General features: G+C 34.1%; 16 protein-coding genes. 4 read left to right on the forward strand and 12 right to left on the reverse strand.

The features are described 5' to 3' along the window. Positions 1 to 6: 6 nt before the first annotated feature. The 4 genes from CAO17_RS10625 to CAO17_RS10640 form a co-directional block, all read right to left on the reverse strand. Positions 7 to 1,413, reverse strand: coding sequence for a hypothetical protein (locus CAO17_RS10625; RefSeq protein ID WP_085992732.1), 1,407 nt, complete (start codon positions 1,411 to 1,413; stop codon positions 7 to 9). Positions 1,414 to 1,436: 23 nt separating this feature from the next. Then, positions 1,437 to 2,999 (reverse strand): hypothetical protein, encoded by a 1,563-nt coding sequence (locus tag CAO17_RS10630; protein WP_085992733.1) that lies wholly within the window; start codon positions 2,997 to 2,999, stop codon positions 1,437 to 1,439. 20 nt (positions 3,000 to 3,019) lie between these two features. Beyond that, positions 3,020 to 4,018, reverse strand: a complete 999-nt coding sequence (locus CAO17_RS10635; protein WP_085992734.1) for an SDR family NAD(P)-dependent oxidoreductase — start codon at positions 4,016 to 4,018, stop codon at positions 3,020 to 3,022. Between the two features lie 307 nt (positions 4,019 to 4,325). Continuing rightward, on the reverse strand, positions 4,326 to 5,024 hold the full coding sequence (locus CAO17_RS10640) for a BMQ_0737 family morphogenetic spore coat protein (RefSeq protein ID WP_085992735.1): 699 nt from the start codon (positions 5,022 to 5,024) through the stop codon (positions 4,326 to 4,328). 280 nt (positions 5,025 to 5,304) lie between these two features. Between CAO17_RS10640 and CAO17_RS10645 the strand changes: the two genes are divergently transcribed. Next, positions 5,305 to 5,850, forward strand: a complete 546-nt coding sequence (locus CAO17_RS10645) for a hypothetical protein (RefSeq protein WP_085992736.1) — start codon at positions 5,305 to 5,307, stop codon at positions 5,848 to 5,850. Between the two features lie 102 nt (positions 5,851 to 5,952). Here the strand turns inward: CAO17_RS10645 and CAO17_RS10650 are convergent, their stop codons facing one another. The 4 genes from CAO17_RS10650 to CAO17_RS10665 all read right to left on the reverse strand — a co-directional run bounded on the left by CAO17_RS10650 (position 5,953) and on the right by CAO17_RS10665 (position 8,982). Further along, positions 5,953 to 7,212, reverse strand: a complete 1,260-nt coding sequence (locus tag CAO17_RS10650) for a surface carbohydrate biosynthesis protein (RefSeq protein WP_085992737.1) — start codon at positions 7,210 to 7,212, stop codon at positions 5,953 to 5,955. A gap of 129 nt (positions 7,213 to 7,341) precedes the next feature. Then, a complete protein-coding gene (locus CAO17_RS10655) occupies positions 7,342 to 7,662 on the reverse strand; it encodes a hypothetical protein (RefSeq protein ID WP_085992738.1) in 321 nt (106 codons plus the stop codon). Further along, entirely contained in the window at positions 7,655 to 8,230 is a 576-nt protein-coding gene (locus tag CAO17_RS10660) for a hypothetical protein (RefSeq protein WP_085992739.1), read from the reverse strand. Before CAO17_RS10660 ends, CAO17_RS10655 begins: the two co-directional genes overlap by 8 nt. Before the next feature lie 71 nt (positions 8,231 to 8,301). Further along, complete coding sequence (locus CAO17_RS10665) at positions 8,302 to 8,982, reverse strand: BMQ_0737 family morphogenetic spore coat protein (protein WP_085992740.1); 681 nt, start codon at positions 8,980 to 8,982, stop codon at positions 8,302 to 8,304. Between the two features lie 303 nt (positions 8,983 to 9,285). Here CAO17_RS10665 and CAO17_RS10670 point away from each other — a divergent pair, with 303 nt between their 5' ends. From CAO17_RS10670 to trpS, 3 genes are all read left to right on the forward strand, one after another. Continuing rightward, positions 9,286 to 10,833 (forward strand): hypothetical protein, encoded by a 1,548-nt coding sequence (locus CAO17_RS10670; RefSeq protein ID WP_085992741.1) that lies wholly within the window; start codon positions 9,286 to 9,288, stop codon positions 10,831 to 10,833. Position 10,834: 1 nt separating this feature from the next. Continuing rightward, positions 10,835 to 11,248 carry a M67 family metallopeptidase gene (locus CAO17_RS10675; RefSeq protein WP_085992742.1) on the forward strand — a complete coding sequence of 138 codons (414 nt, stop codon included), beginning with the start codon at positions 10,835 to 10,837 and terminating at the stop codon, positions 11,246 to 11,248. A 1,228-nt stretch (positions 11,249 to 12,476) separates the two neighbouring features. After that, positions 12,477 to 13,475, forward strand: a complete 999-nt coding sequence (gene trpS / locus CAO17_RS10680; protein WP_085992743.1) for a tryptophan--tRNA ligase — start codon at positions 12,477 to 12,479, stop codon at positions 13,473 to 13,475. Positions 13,476 to 13,602: 127 nt separating this feature from the next. On the opposite strand, the gene CAO17_RS10685 is transcribed toward trpS, so the two are convergent. The 4 genes from CAO17_RS10685 to CAO17_RS10700 all read right to left on the reverse strand — a co-directional run bounded on the left by CAO17_RS10685 (position 13,603) and on the right by CAO17_RS10700 (position 17,281). After that, the gene (locus CAO17_RS10685) at positions 13,603 to 14,364 is read right to left on the reverse strand and encodes a YjbA family protein (protein WP_085992744.1); all 762 of its coding nucleotides are present in this window, start codon (positions 14,362 to 14,364) and stop codon (positions 13,603 to 13,605) included. Positions 14,365 to 14,639: 275 nt separating this feature from the next. Continuing rightward, entirely contained in the window at positions 14,640 to 14,846 is a 207-nt protein-coding gene (locus tag CAO17_RS10690) for a YuzI family membrane protein (protein WP_085992745.1), read from the reverse strand. A 226-nt stretch (positions 14,847 to 15,072) separates the two neighbouring features. After that, entirely contained in the window at positions 15,073 to 16,314 is a 1,242-nt protein-coding gene (gene fabF / locus CAO17_RS10695) for a beta-ketoacyl-ACP synthase II (protein ID WP_085992746.1), read from the reverse strand. A gap of 28 nt (positions 16,315 to 16,342) precedes the next feature. Further along, positions 16,343 to 17,281 carry a beta-ketoacyl-ACP synthase III gene (locus tag CAO17_RS10700; protein WP_085992747.1) on the reverse strand — a complete coding sequence of 313 codons (939 nt, stop codon included), beginning with the start codon at positions 17,279 to 17,281 and terminating at the stop codon, positions 16,343 to 16,345. Positions 17,282 to 17,318: the final 37 nt, after the last annotated feature.

Here is a 17,318-nt window from a genome sequence, read left to right on the forward strand (position 1 = left end):
TTCTAACTAGTTCGTTAGCCTATCAATTAACTGTTTCAAACGTTCCCCTGACTTCTTCATATCCGGATAAGCATATTGAAGGAATTTTTCCCGTTCTTTTTTGAAATACCTCACCCAATTAGAATCGTTGAAGTAGTTAATAATTAAATTACCTAAATTTTGAGGGTTTAATTGAACTAATTCCCCTAAGTTATTATAATACCCTGAATAATTCGGTATATTTCTATGCAATATGAATACCGCTCTGTTTGCAATCATGGCTTCTAACCCTACTGTCGATGGATAAGTAACAACGCAATCAACTTGAGGAAGAATATCATACAAATTGAACGACTGTGTTGAATGAACAAATGAAAATTCTCGAGTTAACTGGTGAGGAGTTTTAACAGGGTAGTCCTTAATCAATATATTTAAATCAACCTGTTTGGTGACGGTTTTGATTAACATTCGCCATTTATCAATGTTTTTATTTCCTCTAACAGCAATCAATAATGTTTTTTTCGATTTATCAAGCCCTAATTGTTTAAAAAATGTATTCTTTGATATGGTAGGTGGCTGAAATGCTTGGTCAAATCTCGGATGCCCAATAATTTCACAAGAACCATTTAATGCCCCCCTCTGCTTATACCAATCTACCTCAAACTGACCATAAACCGCATCCACCGTTGCGATTTTAGGTATAAAGCCGAACTCATTTCCAATGATTCCGTGCTGCACACAAATAGAAGGGATACCTTTTTCTGCAGCTACTAAAACTAATATCCGGTTGATATAACTGTGGGTAGTCGATACAATAACACATGACGTAGAAACCTCATCTAATAAAAGATGAGACTGTTCAATACCATTTACCAATTGTTTAATTTTTTTTAACAATAAAGATTGGAATGTTTTGTCCTTGTACAGATGATGGCCTCTGTATATATAAAACAAAGATTTTGCTTGTTTTTGCAATTGAAAGATTGCTTTTTTTGTATCCATTTTATAATCATTTAAATATTTGACTGGAATATTGTACATGGTTGATGGACTACTAGATTTTCGTTTGACACCCGAGCTGATAATCATGGATCGTTTATTAAAATAATCATAAAAAGTACGTGGGGGTAATCGAAGTACTCCATCGAGATGTATCATTACTTTTCCGTGTTTTTTTTTGACTATTTGCTTCTTTTGATGGGACTGAACATATTTATTAAAAATGCCTTGAATTGTTTTTTGATTATTTACTGTACTTTTTAATCGTTCCATAAATTTTTCATGATATAACGCATTCCAAACCTCAGTATGGTGTCTAATTAAGCTAGGAAAATGAACAATATAGGATAGGGAAAAACCTTTATATTTTAACTTTTCAAAATCGCGAATAAAGTCAAGGTATAAAGACCAATAGTTCCTTACATACGTATTCATCCATGTCCTCCTCATCCATATTTTTATCCCGTCAACCTATTAATCAAGTTCTTTAATCGTTTCTCTGAATTGCTTAAACCAGGATAAGCGTAGTTCAGAAACTTCTTCCGTTTATTCTCTGTATACACTCTAAATTGGCGATTTTTAAAATACTTTATCATTTGTGTAGCTAACACTCGTGGGTCTGTTTGAACCAAATCTCCTAACCTATTATAATAACCTGTATGGCCTGGAAAACTTTTGTTCAAAATAAACACAGGTTTACCGGCAATCATTGCTTCTAAACCTACTGTCGATGAATAAGCTATGACAGCATCAACGTTTGGGAATATGTCATATATATGATAGTCTTGTGTTGAGTGAACAAATGGAAACTTTTTGGTTAGTACATGCGGTGTCTTACTTGGATAGTTTTTAATTAAGATATTAAGATTTATTTTTCTTGAAACTCTTTGAATAAATGTCTGCCATTTATCTATATCATCATTATTCCTGACTGCAATCATGATTGTTTTCCTATTTGAGGATAAACCCAATTTTTTTTCGAATGTTTTTCGTGTTATTTTAGAGCGTGTGGATATTTGATCAAATCGAGGATGTCCGATAATTTCAACAGAGTGAATGGGAGCCCCTCTTTTTATATACCAGTTTCTCTCAAAATGACCATATACAGCATCAATCGTTGCAATTTTTGGTATATATCCAATTTCACTCGAAATAATTCCATGTTGCATACAAATAGTAGGAATTCCTTTTTCGGAAGCAACCACTGTCAAAACACGATTTACTATACTATGAGTAGTTGATACAATAATACAAGAAGGTGATACATCATTGAGAAAATTTATAGTCATTTCAATATAGTTGATGACTGTTTTGATGGTATTTAAAAGCCAATTTTGAAATTCCTTATCTTTATATAGATGGTGTTTCTTCAATCTTTTAAATATTAATCTCGCCTGATTCTGTACTTTCGTTACTGCAACTCTTGTATCCACTACATAATTATTTAAATTATAACTAGTCCTTTTCTTTTTAAGCACTGGTCTCTTTCTATGAACATCCTTCTTTTTCACCGCGCTTACCTTCATCGTATCTAGAGATACTGCTTTTTTTTTCGTTTTATTTTTGTTCGCTAACGGTCTTTTCACTTTCTTATTTGATTTCGTTTGATTTCCTTTATTTATCTTGCTATTTGATTGTTTTAATCGCTTCGGTTGTTTTCTCGTTTCAAGAAAAATTGTTTGGGACCCATCAAAACTGTTTATCGTTTTTGGTGATAAGCGGAGCAATTTGTCTAAATGTACTACAACTTTTCCAGGTTTCTTTTTGACCAGTTGCCTTTTTTCGTGTGCATTTACAAATGTATTAAATTCTTTTTGAAATTCTGTTTCGTCATTAACCTGATTTTTTACCTTTCTAATAAAATTCGGATGATTTAATTCATTCATCAATGGTTCATTACGTAAAATGATGCTGCGAAAATTGCTTAAATGAGGTAATGAAAAACCCTTATATTTCAACTCCTTAAAATCACGGATAAAGTCTAATTGTAACGACCTAAAATTCTTTAAAAAAGTATCCATAATAACCTCCTAACTGATAATTAAATTAACCCTGCTTTTTTTAGTAATAAACGTAATTCATTTCTATTTAACGGTGATTCATCCATTGAACTATACGTTCTTGTGCTTGCTTTTTTAGCATTTCTATAACTCCTTGTTTCCGTTCCTGGTAAAACATACATATCAGGTAATTCCCAAGCCAATCTAGCCTCATCTACTGTCATCAATTCTTCATACATTTTCTCTCCTGGCCTTAGTCCAATTACTTCTTTAACGACTTCTTTACTCTTTATGTGATATTTTTTACATGTTTCTTCTATCAAAATATCAGCTAAGTCCCCTATATTTATTACTGGCATTTTTAATACAAAAATCTCTCCACCCTTAGCATCTTTAAGCGCATTTATTGTCAACTGTGTTGCCTGAGTCAATGTCATCATAAAGCGTGTCATATTCTTATCTGTAACAGTAACTCTCTTATTCTTCTTTATTTGCTCTTTAAAAAGAGGAATAACGGAACCTCTTGACCCCATCACATTGCCGAACCGTACACTTGCAAAAACGGTTTGGTCTTCCGTTCTGTTGTATTCAGTTGCTGAGATTAACCTTTCGCCAAGAAGTTTTGTTGAACCATACGTATTCGTGGGAGAAATAGCCTTATCTGAACTTGTGAAAACTACTTTTCTAACATTTTGGTCAATAGCAGCTTCAATAACATTATGCGTTCCCTGAACATTTGTTTTAACCGCTTCGTACGGATTGTACTCACAAGTATCGACTTGCTTCATCGCTGCTAAATGGAATACAAAATCAACCTCTCGCATAGCTTTAAATAGACAATCATAGTCACGAACATCACCTATTATAAAGCGTAAGTTTTTTCTATCACCTAGTTCATCTTTTAGTTGTTGTTGTTTATATTCATCTCGACTAAATATCTTTATAACTTTTGGATTTTCTTTCAGTAAATGTTTAACGATACACTTACCGATTGTTCCCGTACCACCAATAACCAATATGTTTCTATTTTTGAAATACACAACAGTTCCCTCATTCCTAATTCGTGGTTTAGCACTTTAAATAAGGATAAATTTTATTCTTAAAGATTCCATATATGTATATTAAGATGGACACGATTAGTTAAAGACCGCCACCTATTTCCAAAGCCTATTTATAAAAAGAGGGTACGAAATCTATTGTATATACCTAATCAAAAGCTCCAGCATCTTTATAACGAATAATATCTTATTCTTTCTTTAAAAACTTGATATTCTACTATGCTAGACTTTAAGATAACGAATATGTTAAATGAAAAATAAAGAGGGGGATCCTCCCCCCTCTTTATTCTTAAGCTCCATTACCACCATTATTTCCATTGTCATTTCCATTGACAGGAAACACAACAGGGCATTGTGGTGGAATGGTTGGTGCAGGACATGGTGGGATAGGAAGCATATCTCTTGGTTGGCAGAAGTCAGCAACAATTTCAAGTGTTACATCAAAAGTGGATTGGATGCTTTGGCATAGACGTACAGTAACCGTTACATCTAATTCATCAATGTCTGTAGTTGTTCCAACATCACATGTAGCTGTACAAACAAAGCAATCTAAGTCCGTATACGTTACATCAATATCAGTACCATCTGGTGCACAAAGAATTACTTGTTCACAACGAGTGAATTCTACTGTACCTATTTCAACATTCGCGCCACCAAGGTCTGCTGCTAAATTTGCAAAGATTGTTACCTCGAAGTTTTTGCGAATGTTTACCAGCTGTAATGTTACAAGTGCACCGTCTATTTCAAACTCTTGATCTTCCCGATCTAGAATTTCAATCGGGTCAACATCCGTAGGTGCAACCTCACAAGTAACACTATTTAGGTCAATATCATCACACTCTAATTGATCACCAGTAACTGGATTAACCGGTAGTTCCAAGTCAGTTAAACTCAGATCAAATGTTGCTTCATTTAAAACCCAATCATAGACCTTCTCTGTATTAATACAAAGAAGCTCCTGACCCCCCGTTAAATTATTTGCTTGCATTTTGCAAACACCTCCAGATAAAAGTTATCCTCACCCATAGATTATGCAACCTTTGTAAAAATGTCCTAGTGAAATAGCGGAAAATTTTCTGACGTAAAAAAATACGTTTTCATTTCTATCTAAATCGTAGCCAACAACAAATAATACATAATTATCACGAATTTAATTTTCCATAATAATATATATTAATTGGTTCAATACAGGTGGTAAAGAATTAAATAAACTGGCAAACTTAGGAAAACGCATAACGAGGTTTTCAAACAAAGGAGGAACGAAGGGTATGGAAGAGAACTATCAAGAACAAAGGAATGGTTATCTAAATCATGAACATAGAAATGATATATACACCCAAATTCAAAACATGCATGATTCCATTTACCAATTAAAACACGAGGTGCGGATGCTTAGAGAACAAATTGATAGCATGCATATATCTGAAATGTATCAAATGATGAATGATGTCTTAAGTATGACGAATGATCATTTAACTATAGTAAAAAATGACATTGACTCTCAAAAAGAAGAATTTACCGAGATGAAACAGCAGTTGGATGAAAAAGCACCTAAACAGGCAACACCAAAACCATCCGAATACCGTCAATTACAAAGAATGCTTCAATCTTTCAATCGAGTGAACCCTGATCCCTTTTACCAAAATGGAATGAATCAACATGGTTCTAGACAACCACTCTCCAATAATCAAAATTTTCGCAATACCCAAAGTACAATCGCAATGAAGGGGAATTCCAGGACCTTCCAGAATCCCCAAAGTTTAATAAATAAAAATATCATTACACGAACTTCAAGTTCAAAAAACAAAAGATAGCCATAATTAGATTGGATGGATTGTCATGTTTTAAACAATAGGATGCTGTAGAGATGCTAATTTAACCTAAGCAAAGCATGCTCTACAGCTCCATTTTCCCAGTTAAAACTTGTGAATAGTAAATAGGTTATTTCCTAATTTTTTTATAACAAAATCCCTTTTTGTCCCTTCTATTGCATCTAATTTTAAGAAAAAATCTTCTATTTCTTCTTGAGTCAAAGAAAAAATTCTTTTCTTTCTCTTTTTTCCTTTTATCCGGAATGATTTATTTGGTAAATTAAAAAACTCAGATGCCTTTGATGGTACATGTAATGAATTAAATCGTTGAAGAATGTTTTCACATGAAAAACTGTCATTTGACCATTCCAAATAATCAAATAACCCCTTTTCATTCACAAACCCCTTATCATTTCTTTGCAAATCTTTTTTCAATCGAACTTCTTCCAACGTAGCATGGAGTTCAGCAATAGAAGTGGCTTTAATCCCCAGTTTATTCGGAAGGCTCACACTCTTCTTATTAGATATAGGTGGATCATAAGAAATTAATGGTTTTTCTAATAAATATGCTTCGATACCTGATGTACATCCATTGTGTATGACTACCTTGGCAGCTAAAAGCCACTTAATAATATTCCCTTCATGAATTACTTTTACATTATTGTAATCAGCAAGCGCTTGTTTATAAGATTGAAAGTTTTCGCCTGGATGAGGCCTTACAATAAACATCGTATCCGGGAATTTCTCACACGTTTCTTTTATCATGTCTAGGAAAAGATAATATAACTTTTTTATATCTTTAAAATGCGGATTATCTTTCATCCCCCTTGCAGTGTTATATTTAGAAAATCTTGTATTTATTAATATAAACTCGCCATATTCATCTATTAATCTATTAGAACCTTCCTCATACATACTCCTAAATTTAGAAGTTAATAGGTCCAATCTTGGATTACCCACAACATGATACTTTTCTTCGTATTCAGGATAGGTCCTTGTAATAGCTTCCTTCTGATATTTCCCCCAACAATACTCATGGGTAACGAATTGAAGCATCTCCCGCCTCATTCTATCTCGAAAGTATTTTTCTTCGTTTATCAGCAATCCTTCTTCATCTAACTCCACTATTATATGTCCGTTATCTTTTGCATGCGTGATAACCCTTTTCCTAAAACCATGTGGATACCCCTTTGAAAAGAAAATACCATTAGGATATTCCTCGGATGCTAGTTCAACCATATAATGATCCCCTATAATCACTTGATAACCTTCCTTAACCGCATAGTAAGCTAATAGTAACTTGGAATCCATCTCTCTGACCTTTACTTCAACTGGTAAGTATAACAATCCTTTGTTTTTGTTCACCTTTATACACCTCTTCTTATTCAGTGTATCTTCCCTAAACAGAATGCATTTAATTTCTATTGTGAAACAAGTAAATAAGGCAAGTATTTACTCGCCTTATTTACGTCTTTCTTCAAACGTTCGATTAGATTAAACCTTCCCCCTCAAATCATCTAATATTTCCTCGAATGTTTCCTTGCTTTCCATTATCATCGAATCAATAGTTGATGAAATATCCTCTAAATCTATTAATTGAAATTCTTCTTTATTACCGTTTTCACCCTTATTTTCCAGGTGATTTAACATATAGGTTAATAACAGGTACAATGTGTTGCCTTCTAAAAAAATGAAACTATGATCGTCCTTTTCACGATAATCATTGGTCAATCGCTCTGTGTAGTCTTTCATATAATCCTGAATGAATTGTTTGATTAGCAATTGTTGGTCCTCATTATTTCCGTTCTTATTCATCTTCTTTTTGCTCCTCCTCTACTATTTTCCCATTTATATTAATCTGGTTAAGTGCATTCATTCCCTCCTGTAATTCATCGCCATATGTAAATCCTTGTATGCTGCCTTTATATGAAGATTTCGGGAGCCATTTTACTTGGAAATTGGAAAAAGTTAATGTTTCAGAAGGATCCAGTGTGTTCTTATGGGTAGGTTTCAACCAAAATTCTTGTTTATCGGTTGGCTCGTTTAATCGTTCCCATGCGTTTGATAATTGAACTTTTTGCTTGGAGTCTTTATATAGATATTTACCGGAAAAATCAAATAGTGCCTCTGGGGAAATTTTTATACAAATAATCGGATTCGTAAGTTGTTTTTGTCCGATGTTACGAATATGATAAGAACCAAGACACAGATTTTCATATCCTTTCTCATGAAAAATATGAAAGGTATAGGTAAAGTAACTAATAACATGAAGATTATTTGCTGTTTTTATTTCCGAAACCATTGTTTTTATTTCATTTAAATAAGAGGTATTCATTTTATGCCAATCTGCCATTTTTTTACGAATGTCCGTTATTCTTTCCATCAATCATTCACCCCCACAGAAAAATAAAGAGAGAGAAAAAAATTCTCTCTCTTCATCACTATGCTAAACGATTATGCGTTATCACCATTTCCATTGACAGGAAACACAACAGGGCATTGTGGTGGAATGGTTGGTGCAGGACATGGTGGTAGTTCTAGTATATCTCTTGGTTGACAGAAGTCAGCAACAATTTCAAGCGTTACATCAAAAGTGGATTGGATGCTTTGGCATAGACGTACAGTAACTGTTACGTCTAATTCATCAATATCAGTAGTTGTTCCAACATCACATGTAGCTGTACAAACAAAGCAATCTAAGTCCGTATACGTTACATCAATATCAGTACCATCTGGTGCACAAAGAATTACTTGTTCACAACGAGTGAATTCTACCGTACCTATTTCAACATTCGCGCCACCAAGGTCCGCTGCTAAATTTGCAAATATTGTTACTTCGAAGTTTTTGCGAATGTTTACCAGCTGTAATGTTACAATCGCTCCATCAATTTCAAACTCTTGATCTTCTCGATCCAAAATTACAAATGGATCAACTTCCGTAGGTGCAACCTCACAAGTAACGCTATCCAGATCAAGGTCATCACATTCTAATTGATCACCAGTAACTGGATTAAGCGGTAGTTCCAAGTCAGTTAAACTCAGATCAAATGTTGCTTCATTTAAAACCCAGTCATAGACCTTCTCTGTATTAATACAAAGAAGCTCCTGACCCCCCGTTAAATTATTTGCTTGCATTTTGCAAACACCTCCAAAATAAAATTATTTCTCATCCATAGGCTATGCAACAAAAGGAAAAACCGTTTTAATAAAAGAGCGGAATTATTATTTTTTGTTCTAAATTAATGTCCAATGACATTCATCCAAATCCATACGGCATTCCTTAGCTTAAAATGAATGAGCCATGCATAAGATGAATATAAACGGAACAGCAATTAACCAACAAATGCACATTATTAATTTAAATTACTGTTCCACGTTTATCACAAATTCATGATTCATCAATAGTATATTAATGTGCTATAAAAAGGGTGAATAGAAATGTATCCATATAGATTATATAACTCTGAGGACATTGAAAAATTAAAACGAGAAATAGAGATTTATAGAAAAACAATAAGAAATGCTAATTCAGATAACGGAACGAAAGATGCTAAGTGGAAGAGCGAGTTATATGATTTGAAGTTAGAATTTTCCCAAGTAAAAGGAGAAATGATGGCTATGAAAGAAGTTTATCAAGAACAAATGAGTTTACAAAAGGAACAAGAGATTGCCGTACAGCTTCAGACAATGAATTATTCGCTATATCAACTAAGACAAGAGGTCGATGAAATAAAAGGCGAACTGGAGCACATACGGTTTAATGATCTATTTAAAAAGATGAATTCCGTAATGAATAAAACAAATGATTATTTAACAAAAATTAAACATCAAATTGACCAGCAGAATGAAGAATTCATACAATTAAAAGAAAAAGTGAATTCACTGAACTCACCAAAATCATCCGAGTATAGTCAATTGCGAAATATGTTAAACGCTTCAAATAACATAGAGCAAATTCCTAATCAAAATCGTATTACAGTCAGACAGCAACCATCTTCCTTTCAAAGTACGAATCAATCGAGAAAACGAACAACATCGTTTCAGAATTCTCGATTGGATTTAAACAGAAATATTATCACACGTACATCCACCCCCCAAAGTAAAAATAATATGAAAAAATATAATAATACAAAAGAAAACACTTCCAAAGTTTTAAATCAAGAAAAGCAAGAACATCCACTTCCAAACCATTCCGATACACAGACCGAAATTTACTCAAATACGGAAGAAAAATCAAATAAACTTGGTGGAATCCATCCAGACCATCATGAAAAAACTCAAAAACAACCATTTGATAACAAAGCCACTGAAACTCATATGGAGAGTCCTTTAAATGCTAATGAACTAGGAAAAACACAAATAAAACCCCAATCAACCGACAACCACCTTACCCAACCAAAACCAAAAGAAGAGATTGCTAAAAACATGACATACAACGATGATGATCATATTGAATCATTAAATGAAAATGCAACTAAAACTAGTACCCAGAAGAATAGTGATCATATTGAAAAATCTTTAAATGAAAATACAACTAAAACTAGTACGCAGGAGAATAGTGACCATATTGAAAAGTCTTTAAATGAAAATACAACTAAAACTAATACGCAGGAGAATAGTGACCATATTGAAGATTCTTTAAATAAAAATACAACTAAAACTAGTACGCAGCAGAATAGTGACCATTTTGAAAAGTCTTTAAATGAAAATACTACTAAAACTAATACACAGGAGAATAGTGACCATTTTGAAGATTCTTTAAATAAAAATACAACTAAAACTAGTACGCAGCAGAATAGTGACCATTTTGAAAAGTCTTTAAATGAAAATACAACTAAAACTAATACGCAGGAGAATGATCCTCAAAACAATAATGTAACACCTACGAAATCTGAAGACAAAAATGTCAAAAACAAGGATAAAGCGCCCGGATCAAAGCCTAAAAGTGATTTAGCATCATTTTTATCATTCTTCTGGAAAAGTTAATATGTCAAACAATGAAATGGTTATTCCCCAAATTATATATGATCAAATGGTTGAATATGGAAGAGAAAATTTTCCATATGAAGCATGTGGTTTATTATCGGGAAGGGAAAATCATGTATATTCTTTGTGGCCTTTAAAAAATAGTTGGAAATCAGTAAACCGTTTTTTTGTAAAAAAAGATACCGTTGAGCGTGTTATACGACAAATTGAACAACGAGAGGAGCAGGTATTAGCGATATACCACACTCATCCATTCACAGCACCTGTTCCTTCAAGCTATGATATAAGGAACCATCCAGATAATAAGGTAGCAATGGTAATTACTTCTTATAAAACATGCCCTCCTAAAACGAAATGGTATCAAATTCAAGGATCCAATTATACGGAACGTTATTTTTGCTTAAAAACATTGTAATAGCCCGTACATTTGGAAGAGAACTACAATATAATATACTATCACTTAGAAAAGGAGTGATGTTTTGAAAGCAAAACAGAAGATGAAAAGTCATTCCAATTCATTAAAACGAAAAAAACCAATTGTCATTAATTCATCATCCAAGACCATTAAAAGAAAAAGCAGAGGTTGCTGCTTGAAATAAATTTATATGTATCATTCTTTAAATAAAATTATATGAATTTATTCTTTAAATAAAATTTAGTGAATAATTCTTTTTAAATAAAATTCAGTACGTGTATGTTATCTCCAGTCATAGGTCCTGAGCGCTAGCCTGTTCTTAGTAAGTCTTCCCTCTAATTTTTAGTTGATGTTGACTTTCAACTCAGGGGTATAAGTGCGACTAAGCCTCTGGTTCAAACCAATCGGCAAAACTTCTTTATGGGGTCATTCGATGAAGGTAGTCTTGCTACAGCTCTAGCGCGTTGTGGTCGTAACTTTTCTTTTATACAATTTAAGAATTTTATACTTTAACGAGTCACTTACAAATGATTTGATATCCCCCCGGTAAACAAATTATTTGATCTCCAAAAACATTGTAATAAAATGAAAGATAAAATAGATGATAGTTTTTTATTGTTCACGTTCTCCATCTTAAGTGCAATTAATTACTTCATCATAAAAAAGGCTTCTGTCCTAAAAACCTAAATGGATATAGGATGGAATGCCTTTTTTAAGATGGAAACAAATGCAAAAGCATTTGCTCCTAATGAATCTAACATGCAACATACATACACCCAACTCACTCTTTATTTGGAAAAGAAAAAAGTAGTATAATTGATTTATCGACTGTGGCATGTCTATGCTATAATTCTGTATATGGACAAAAGAAATTTCTATAAATGAGTTCGTACGAAAGCCAGCCATATTCATTACTTTAATTTTATACATATATAAACGTCTTTGAAAGGTTATAACTTATAATACAGAAGGCGTTACACCTGATTTATTGGTTTGAAAGGAGGTCTCCATTTGAAATTAGATGCAGCCTATATACGAACCAGTATAGATAAAGAAGGTATAAAATATGTCCACATCGGGTAGTACAATGCTATCTAATGGATTGCTGATAAGTATTCGCTTGTAAATGGAGGTTACAACGAAGACATATCTAGTGAAAGCTTTGTTATTTGTCCTGCTTATCAATAATTGCCAAAGAATTTACAAACCAGAAAATGGAGTGAAAAAAGTGGAAAAAATCTTTTCAGGTATTCAACCAAGTGGAACATTAACCCTAGGGAATTACTTAGGAGCAATAAAACAATTTGTAGAGTTGCAAGATGAGTATGAATGTTATTTCTGTATTGTGGACGAGCATGCGATTACTGTTCCACAAGACCGTTTAAAGTTACGAAATAACATTCGTTCTCTTGCTGCACTTTACCTTGCTTCTGGTATAGACCCAGAAAAAGCGACCTTGTTCATTCAATCCGAGGTACCAGCACATACGCAATTAGGCTGGATGCTACAATCCATAAATTATGTTGGTGAATTGGAACGAATGACACAGTATAAAGATAAATCTAAAGGAAAAGAAGCGGTTTCATCTGCATTACTTACCTATCCATCCTTAATGGCTGCTGATATTTTGCTTTATCAATCCAACATCGTACCTGTTGGAGATGATCAAAAGCAACATATAGAATTAACTCGTGACTTGGCACAACGATTTAACAATCGATACAATGATATATTTACTATTCCGCAAATTCGTATTCCTAAAGTGGGAGCTCGAATTATGTCCTTACAAGATCCAACGAAAAAAATGAGTAAATCTGATGAAAATGTAAAAGCCTTTATCTCTATGCTAGATGAACCAAACCGAATAGAGAAAAAAATGAAGAGTGCGGTGACAGATTCTGAAGGTATTGTTAAATATGATAAAGAAAACAAACCAGGAATTTCAAACCTGCTAAATATTTATTCTAGTTGTTCTGGAGAATCCATCGAGTCATTAGAAATGAAATACGAAGGGAAAGGTTATGGCGAATTTAAACAAGACGTTGCTAATGCAGTAATTTCCTTACTACAACCTATTCAAGAAAAGTATGCGGAACTAATTGACTCTGATGTTTTAGATGATATTTTAGATCAAGGAGCAGATAAAGCTTCCTTCCAAGCAAATAAAACATTGAGAAAAGCGAAAAAAGCTATGGGATTAGGACGTGTGAAGAAAAAGAAAAAATGATATATTTTCTACAGAGCAATAAAAGGCATTCTGATTTGATCAGAATGCCTTTTATATAGTTAAATAAATTATTAATGTAATACTTATTTCTCCATGGGATTCAACTATCTCTATGTTGAATGTCTAGTTATTTTTGGTTAGATGTATTTTGTTCCTGACCATTCTCCGCTTCCCACATTTTTTCAAGAAACGGCTGACCTTTAATTAATTTCCCACATAAATCTTCATGTGCTTGACTCCAGCCTTCCTTCACACCATTGTAAAGTGTATTCCAGACTTTCTCCTCATTCATATAACGAATATATGGGTATTGTTTAGGGTCCCATTCTGTAAGCCAATAACGCAATTCCTCTAGGTTATTCGTGGTACGTAGTTGGTCCATTGCAATCATCATTAACTGCTTTAATTGACGTTCTTTTCTAGTTAAACCGAATACTAATTCAGGTTCCATTGACAGTAGATGATACTCTTTTTGATAGCTTTCATCTTCAAATCCAAATGATTGAGGTTTTGTTTTTTTAATCATGTCGTAGACCAATTGTTCTTGTCTAGGTATTAATCTACTTTTTCGAATTGGTATTTGATAACCGATTGTGTCAAATGCAATAATATCTTCACCATTCGTAACCACACAAGCATACTCTACAACAGACCTTTCATGCCCTTTACGTATATAGGCACGTTTATGAATGGTATCAAGTAAATCCTCAGGCAAGTCATGCATATCATTTTCAATGTATTCAAACAATCCAGATGTTATGTAGATAAGCGGGACTTGATCTAATAGTTCAATACCATCATCTTTACGCCATTCATGAAAATAACATACATTATAGCCATTTTCTTCACCTTCAAACCAATTCACCCAAACATCATGCAAATATAACATAAACAACCCTCGCTTTAATAAAACTTATAACTTCATTCCTTTTTTTCAACATGTTATTCATTTATCTTGTTTCAGCTGAACAAATTATTGTAACTTACCATACATTATGACCAGCATTGCGAAAAAATATTCTTTTCATAATAGACTAGGTAAGAAAGTATAAAAATTTAAGCGCTATTCCTTTTGTAAGCAAAAAAAGTCGCGTTCAGCTCCGGCGAGACTTCCCTGCACCCCCGTACGGTGCTAAACGGGCGCCCTTAGATTTTGTTATACGATTATGGGTTGTTCGGGTATCGTAAAAGTACTAAAGCCATCAGTAAAAAGCCGAATGGGAGAAAATAGCATTCTATCCTTCCGCTAACAAATATAAAATAATCAGCCCAAGTCAAGCCAGCGGGCAAAAAGTTCAAATAAGCAATTAAGGTAACTCCACCAGTAACAGCTAGTCCAAATCCAAGCATAAATATAAATATATAACCCATATTGCCACCTACACTTGTCCACTTTTAATCTATATTTATGCTTGTCCATGATTGGACATGCCTTTAAAATTTATGTGCATCGACATTTAGTCCATTATAACGCTAGGGAAATACCTACACCATCCAGTGATGCTGAGTTTCCTTCAAGTAAAGCATAAGGCAACAATTCTTTAGAAAAAACAAAAAAACTGATCAGCCAACAATAGCTGATCAGTTTTCTCATTCTTTATCCGTTATATTTTTTGAAAATCAAGGATACGTTATGTCCACCAAAGCCTAGTGAGTTACTCATGACCATATTTACCTGCTGTTCCCTTGCCTCGTTCGGTACATAGTCCAGATCACAGTCTTCGTCTGGGGTTTCATAATTAATCGTTGGTGGGATGATACTTTTATTTATTGCTAGTAATGAGATAACCGCTTCGATACCACCTGCAGCTCCAAGTAAATGTCCAGTCATTGACTTTGTAGAAGAGATCGGAAGTTTGTTAGCATGCTCATCAAAAACAGCTTTAATAGCCTGTGTTTCATATTTATCGTTTAACGCTGTACTTGTACCATGGGCATTGACATAATCTATTTCTTCTGCGGAAATCCCGGCATCTGAGATGGCATGTTGCATAGCACGTGTCGCTCCCTCACCATTTTCAGCCGGTGCTGTAATGTGGTAAGCATCACCTGTTGCACCATACCCGACGATTTCACCATAAATATGAGCTCCACGTTCTAATGCTTTATCCAAGGATTCCATTACTAAAATACCAGCGCCCTCACCCATCACAAAACCATCACGATTTTTATCAAACGGACGACTTGCCGTTTTGGGATCATCGTTTGTAGATAATGCTTTAGAGGACGAAAATCCAGCAAAGGCCATGTCAGAGATAGGTGCTTCTGTTCCGCCAGTAATGATATAGTCAACATCCCCTCTTTGTACGGCTTTATAGGCATCTCCAATAGAATTCGCTCCAGACGCACAAGCGGTAACTGTACATGAGTTGATTCCTCTTGCACCCAATTGGATGGATACTTGACCAGCAGCCATATCTGGTATCATCATTGGAACGAAAAACGGACTTACACGGCGTGGTCCTTTATTCATTAAAATGGTATGTTGCTCTTCCCATGTTTTCATACCACCAATTCCAGATCCAATCCATACACCAACACGATCACGATTATCGTCATTGATATCTAATTTTGCATCTTCCACTGCCATTTTTGCTGCTGCAACAGCATATTGCGTAAATGGATCCATTTTTCTTGCATCTTTTTTCTCCATATAATCTTTTGGTTCAAAATCTTTTATTTCGGCTGCCACTTTTGCAGGATACTTCTCTTTATCAATTTTAGTTACAAAATCAATTCCTGATTTACCAGTTACAATACTTTCCCACATGGACTCTACATTATTTCCAACAGGGGTTACTGCGCCTAAACCTGTAATAACTACTCGCTTTTGCTCCATACTATATCCTCCTTCCAAATTCCATTCATTATTTGCCCCAACGTAATGCTATTGAACCCCAAGTTAATCCACCACCAAAGCCAACAAGAACAACATTATCATCTTCCTTAATCTTCCCTTCCTGAACTGACTCTGACAATGCAATTGGAATGGATGCAGCAGATGTATTTCCATATTTTTTAATGGATTGATTCATTCTGTCTTCTGAAATTCCTAGTCGCTGTCTAGCAGCCTCCATGATTCGAATATTTGCTTGATGAGGAATCAAATAATCTACATCTTCTTTTTGTAATCCTGCTTTTTCAATTACATGAACAGAAGCTTCCGGCATTTTCCGTACAGCAAATTTAAAGACCTCTCGACCATTCATAGCTAAATAACCATCAGCTTTTTGATAAAGATGTTTTCCTCCTGTACCGTCTGAACCTAATTCATAAGACAAAATTCCTCTACCCTCAGATACCTCTCCTAATACCGCTGAACCTGCTCCATCTCCGAAAAGGACACATGTACTGCGATCAGACCAATCGGTAATTTTAGATAGCTTTTCTACACCTACTATTAGTACATGTTTATATACTTTTGATTCGATAAATTGTTTCGCAGTTGCGACAGCATACATAAACCCTGAGCAAGCTGCACTAACATCCATTGCGGCAGCATTAATAGCTCCAAGCTTTTCTTGAAGCATACAGGCCACAGATGGAAATGGTGTGTCTGGAGTTACAGTTGCTACTAAAATTAAATCAATTTCTTCTGGTTCTAATTTTGCATCTTCTAATGCTTGTAATGCAGCGTTATAAGCCATATCAGAAGTATCCATATCATCTTCTGCTATTCGTCTTTCTTCAATTCCTGTTCTTGTACGAATCCATTCATCACTTGTATCTACCATTTTTTCTAAATCATTATTTGTTATAACTTTTGGTGGGACATAATGCCCTATTCCTAAAAAACCAACACTCATTGTTAACCGCTCCTTAATAGAAGGTATATACGTTATT

Source organism: Oceanobacillus senegalensis, assembly GCF_900176885.1.
Lineage (GTDB): Bacteria > Bacillota > Bacilli > Bacillales > Amphibacillaceae > Oceanobacillus > Oceanobacillus senegalensis.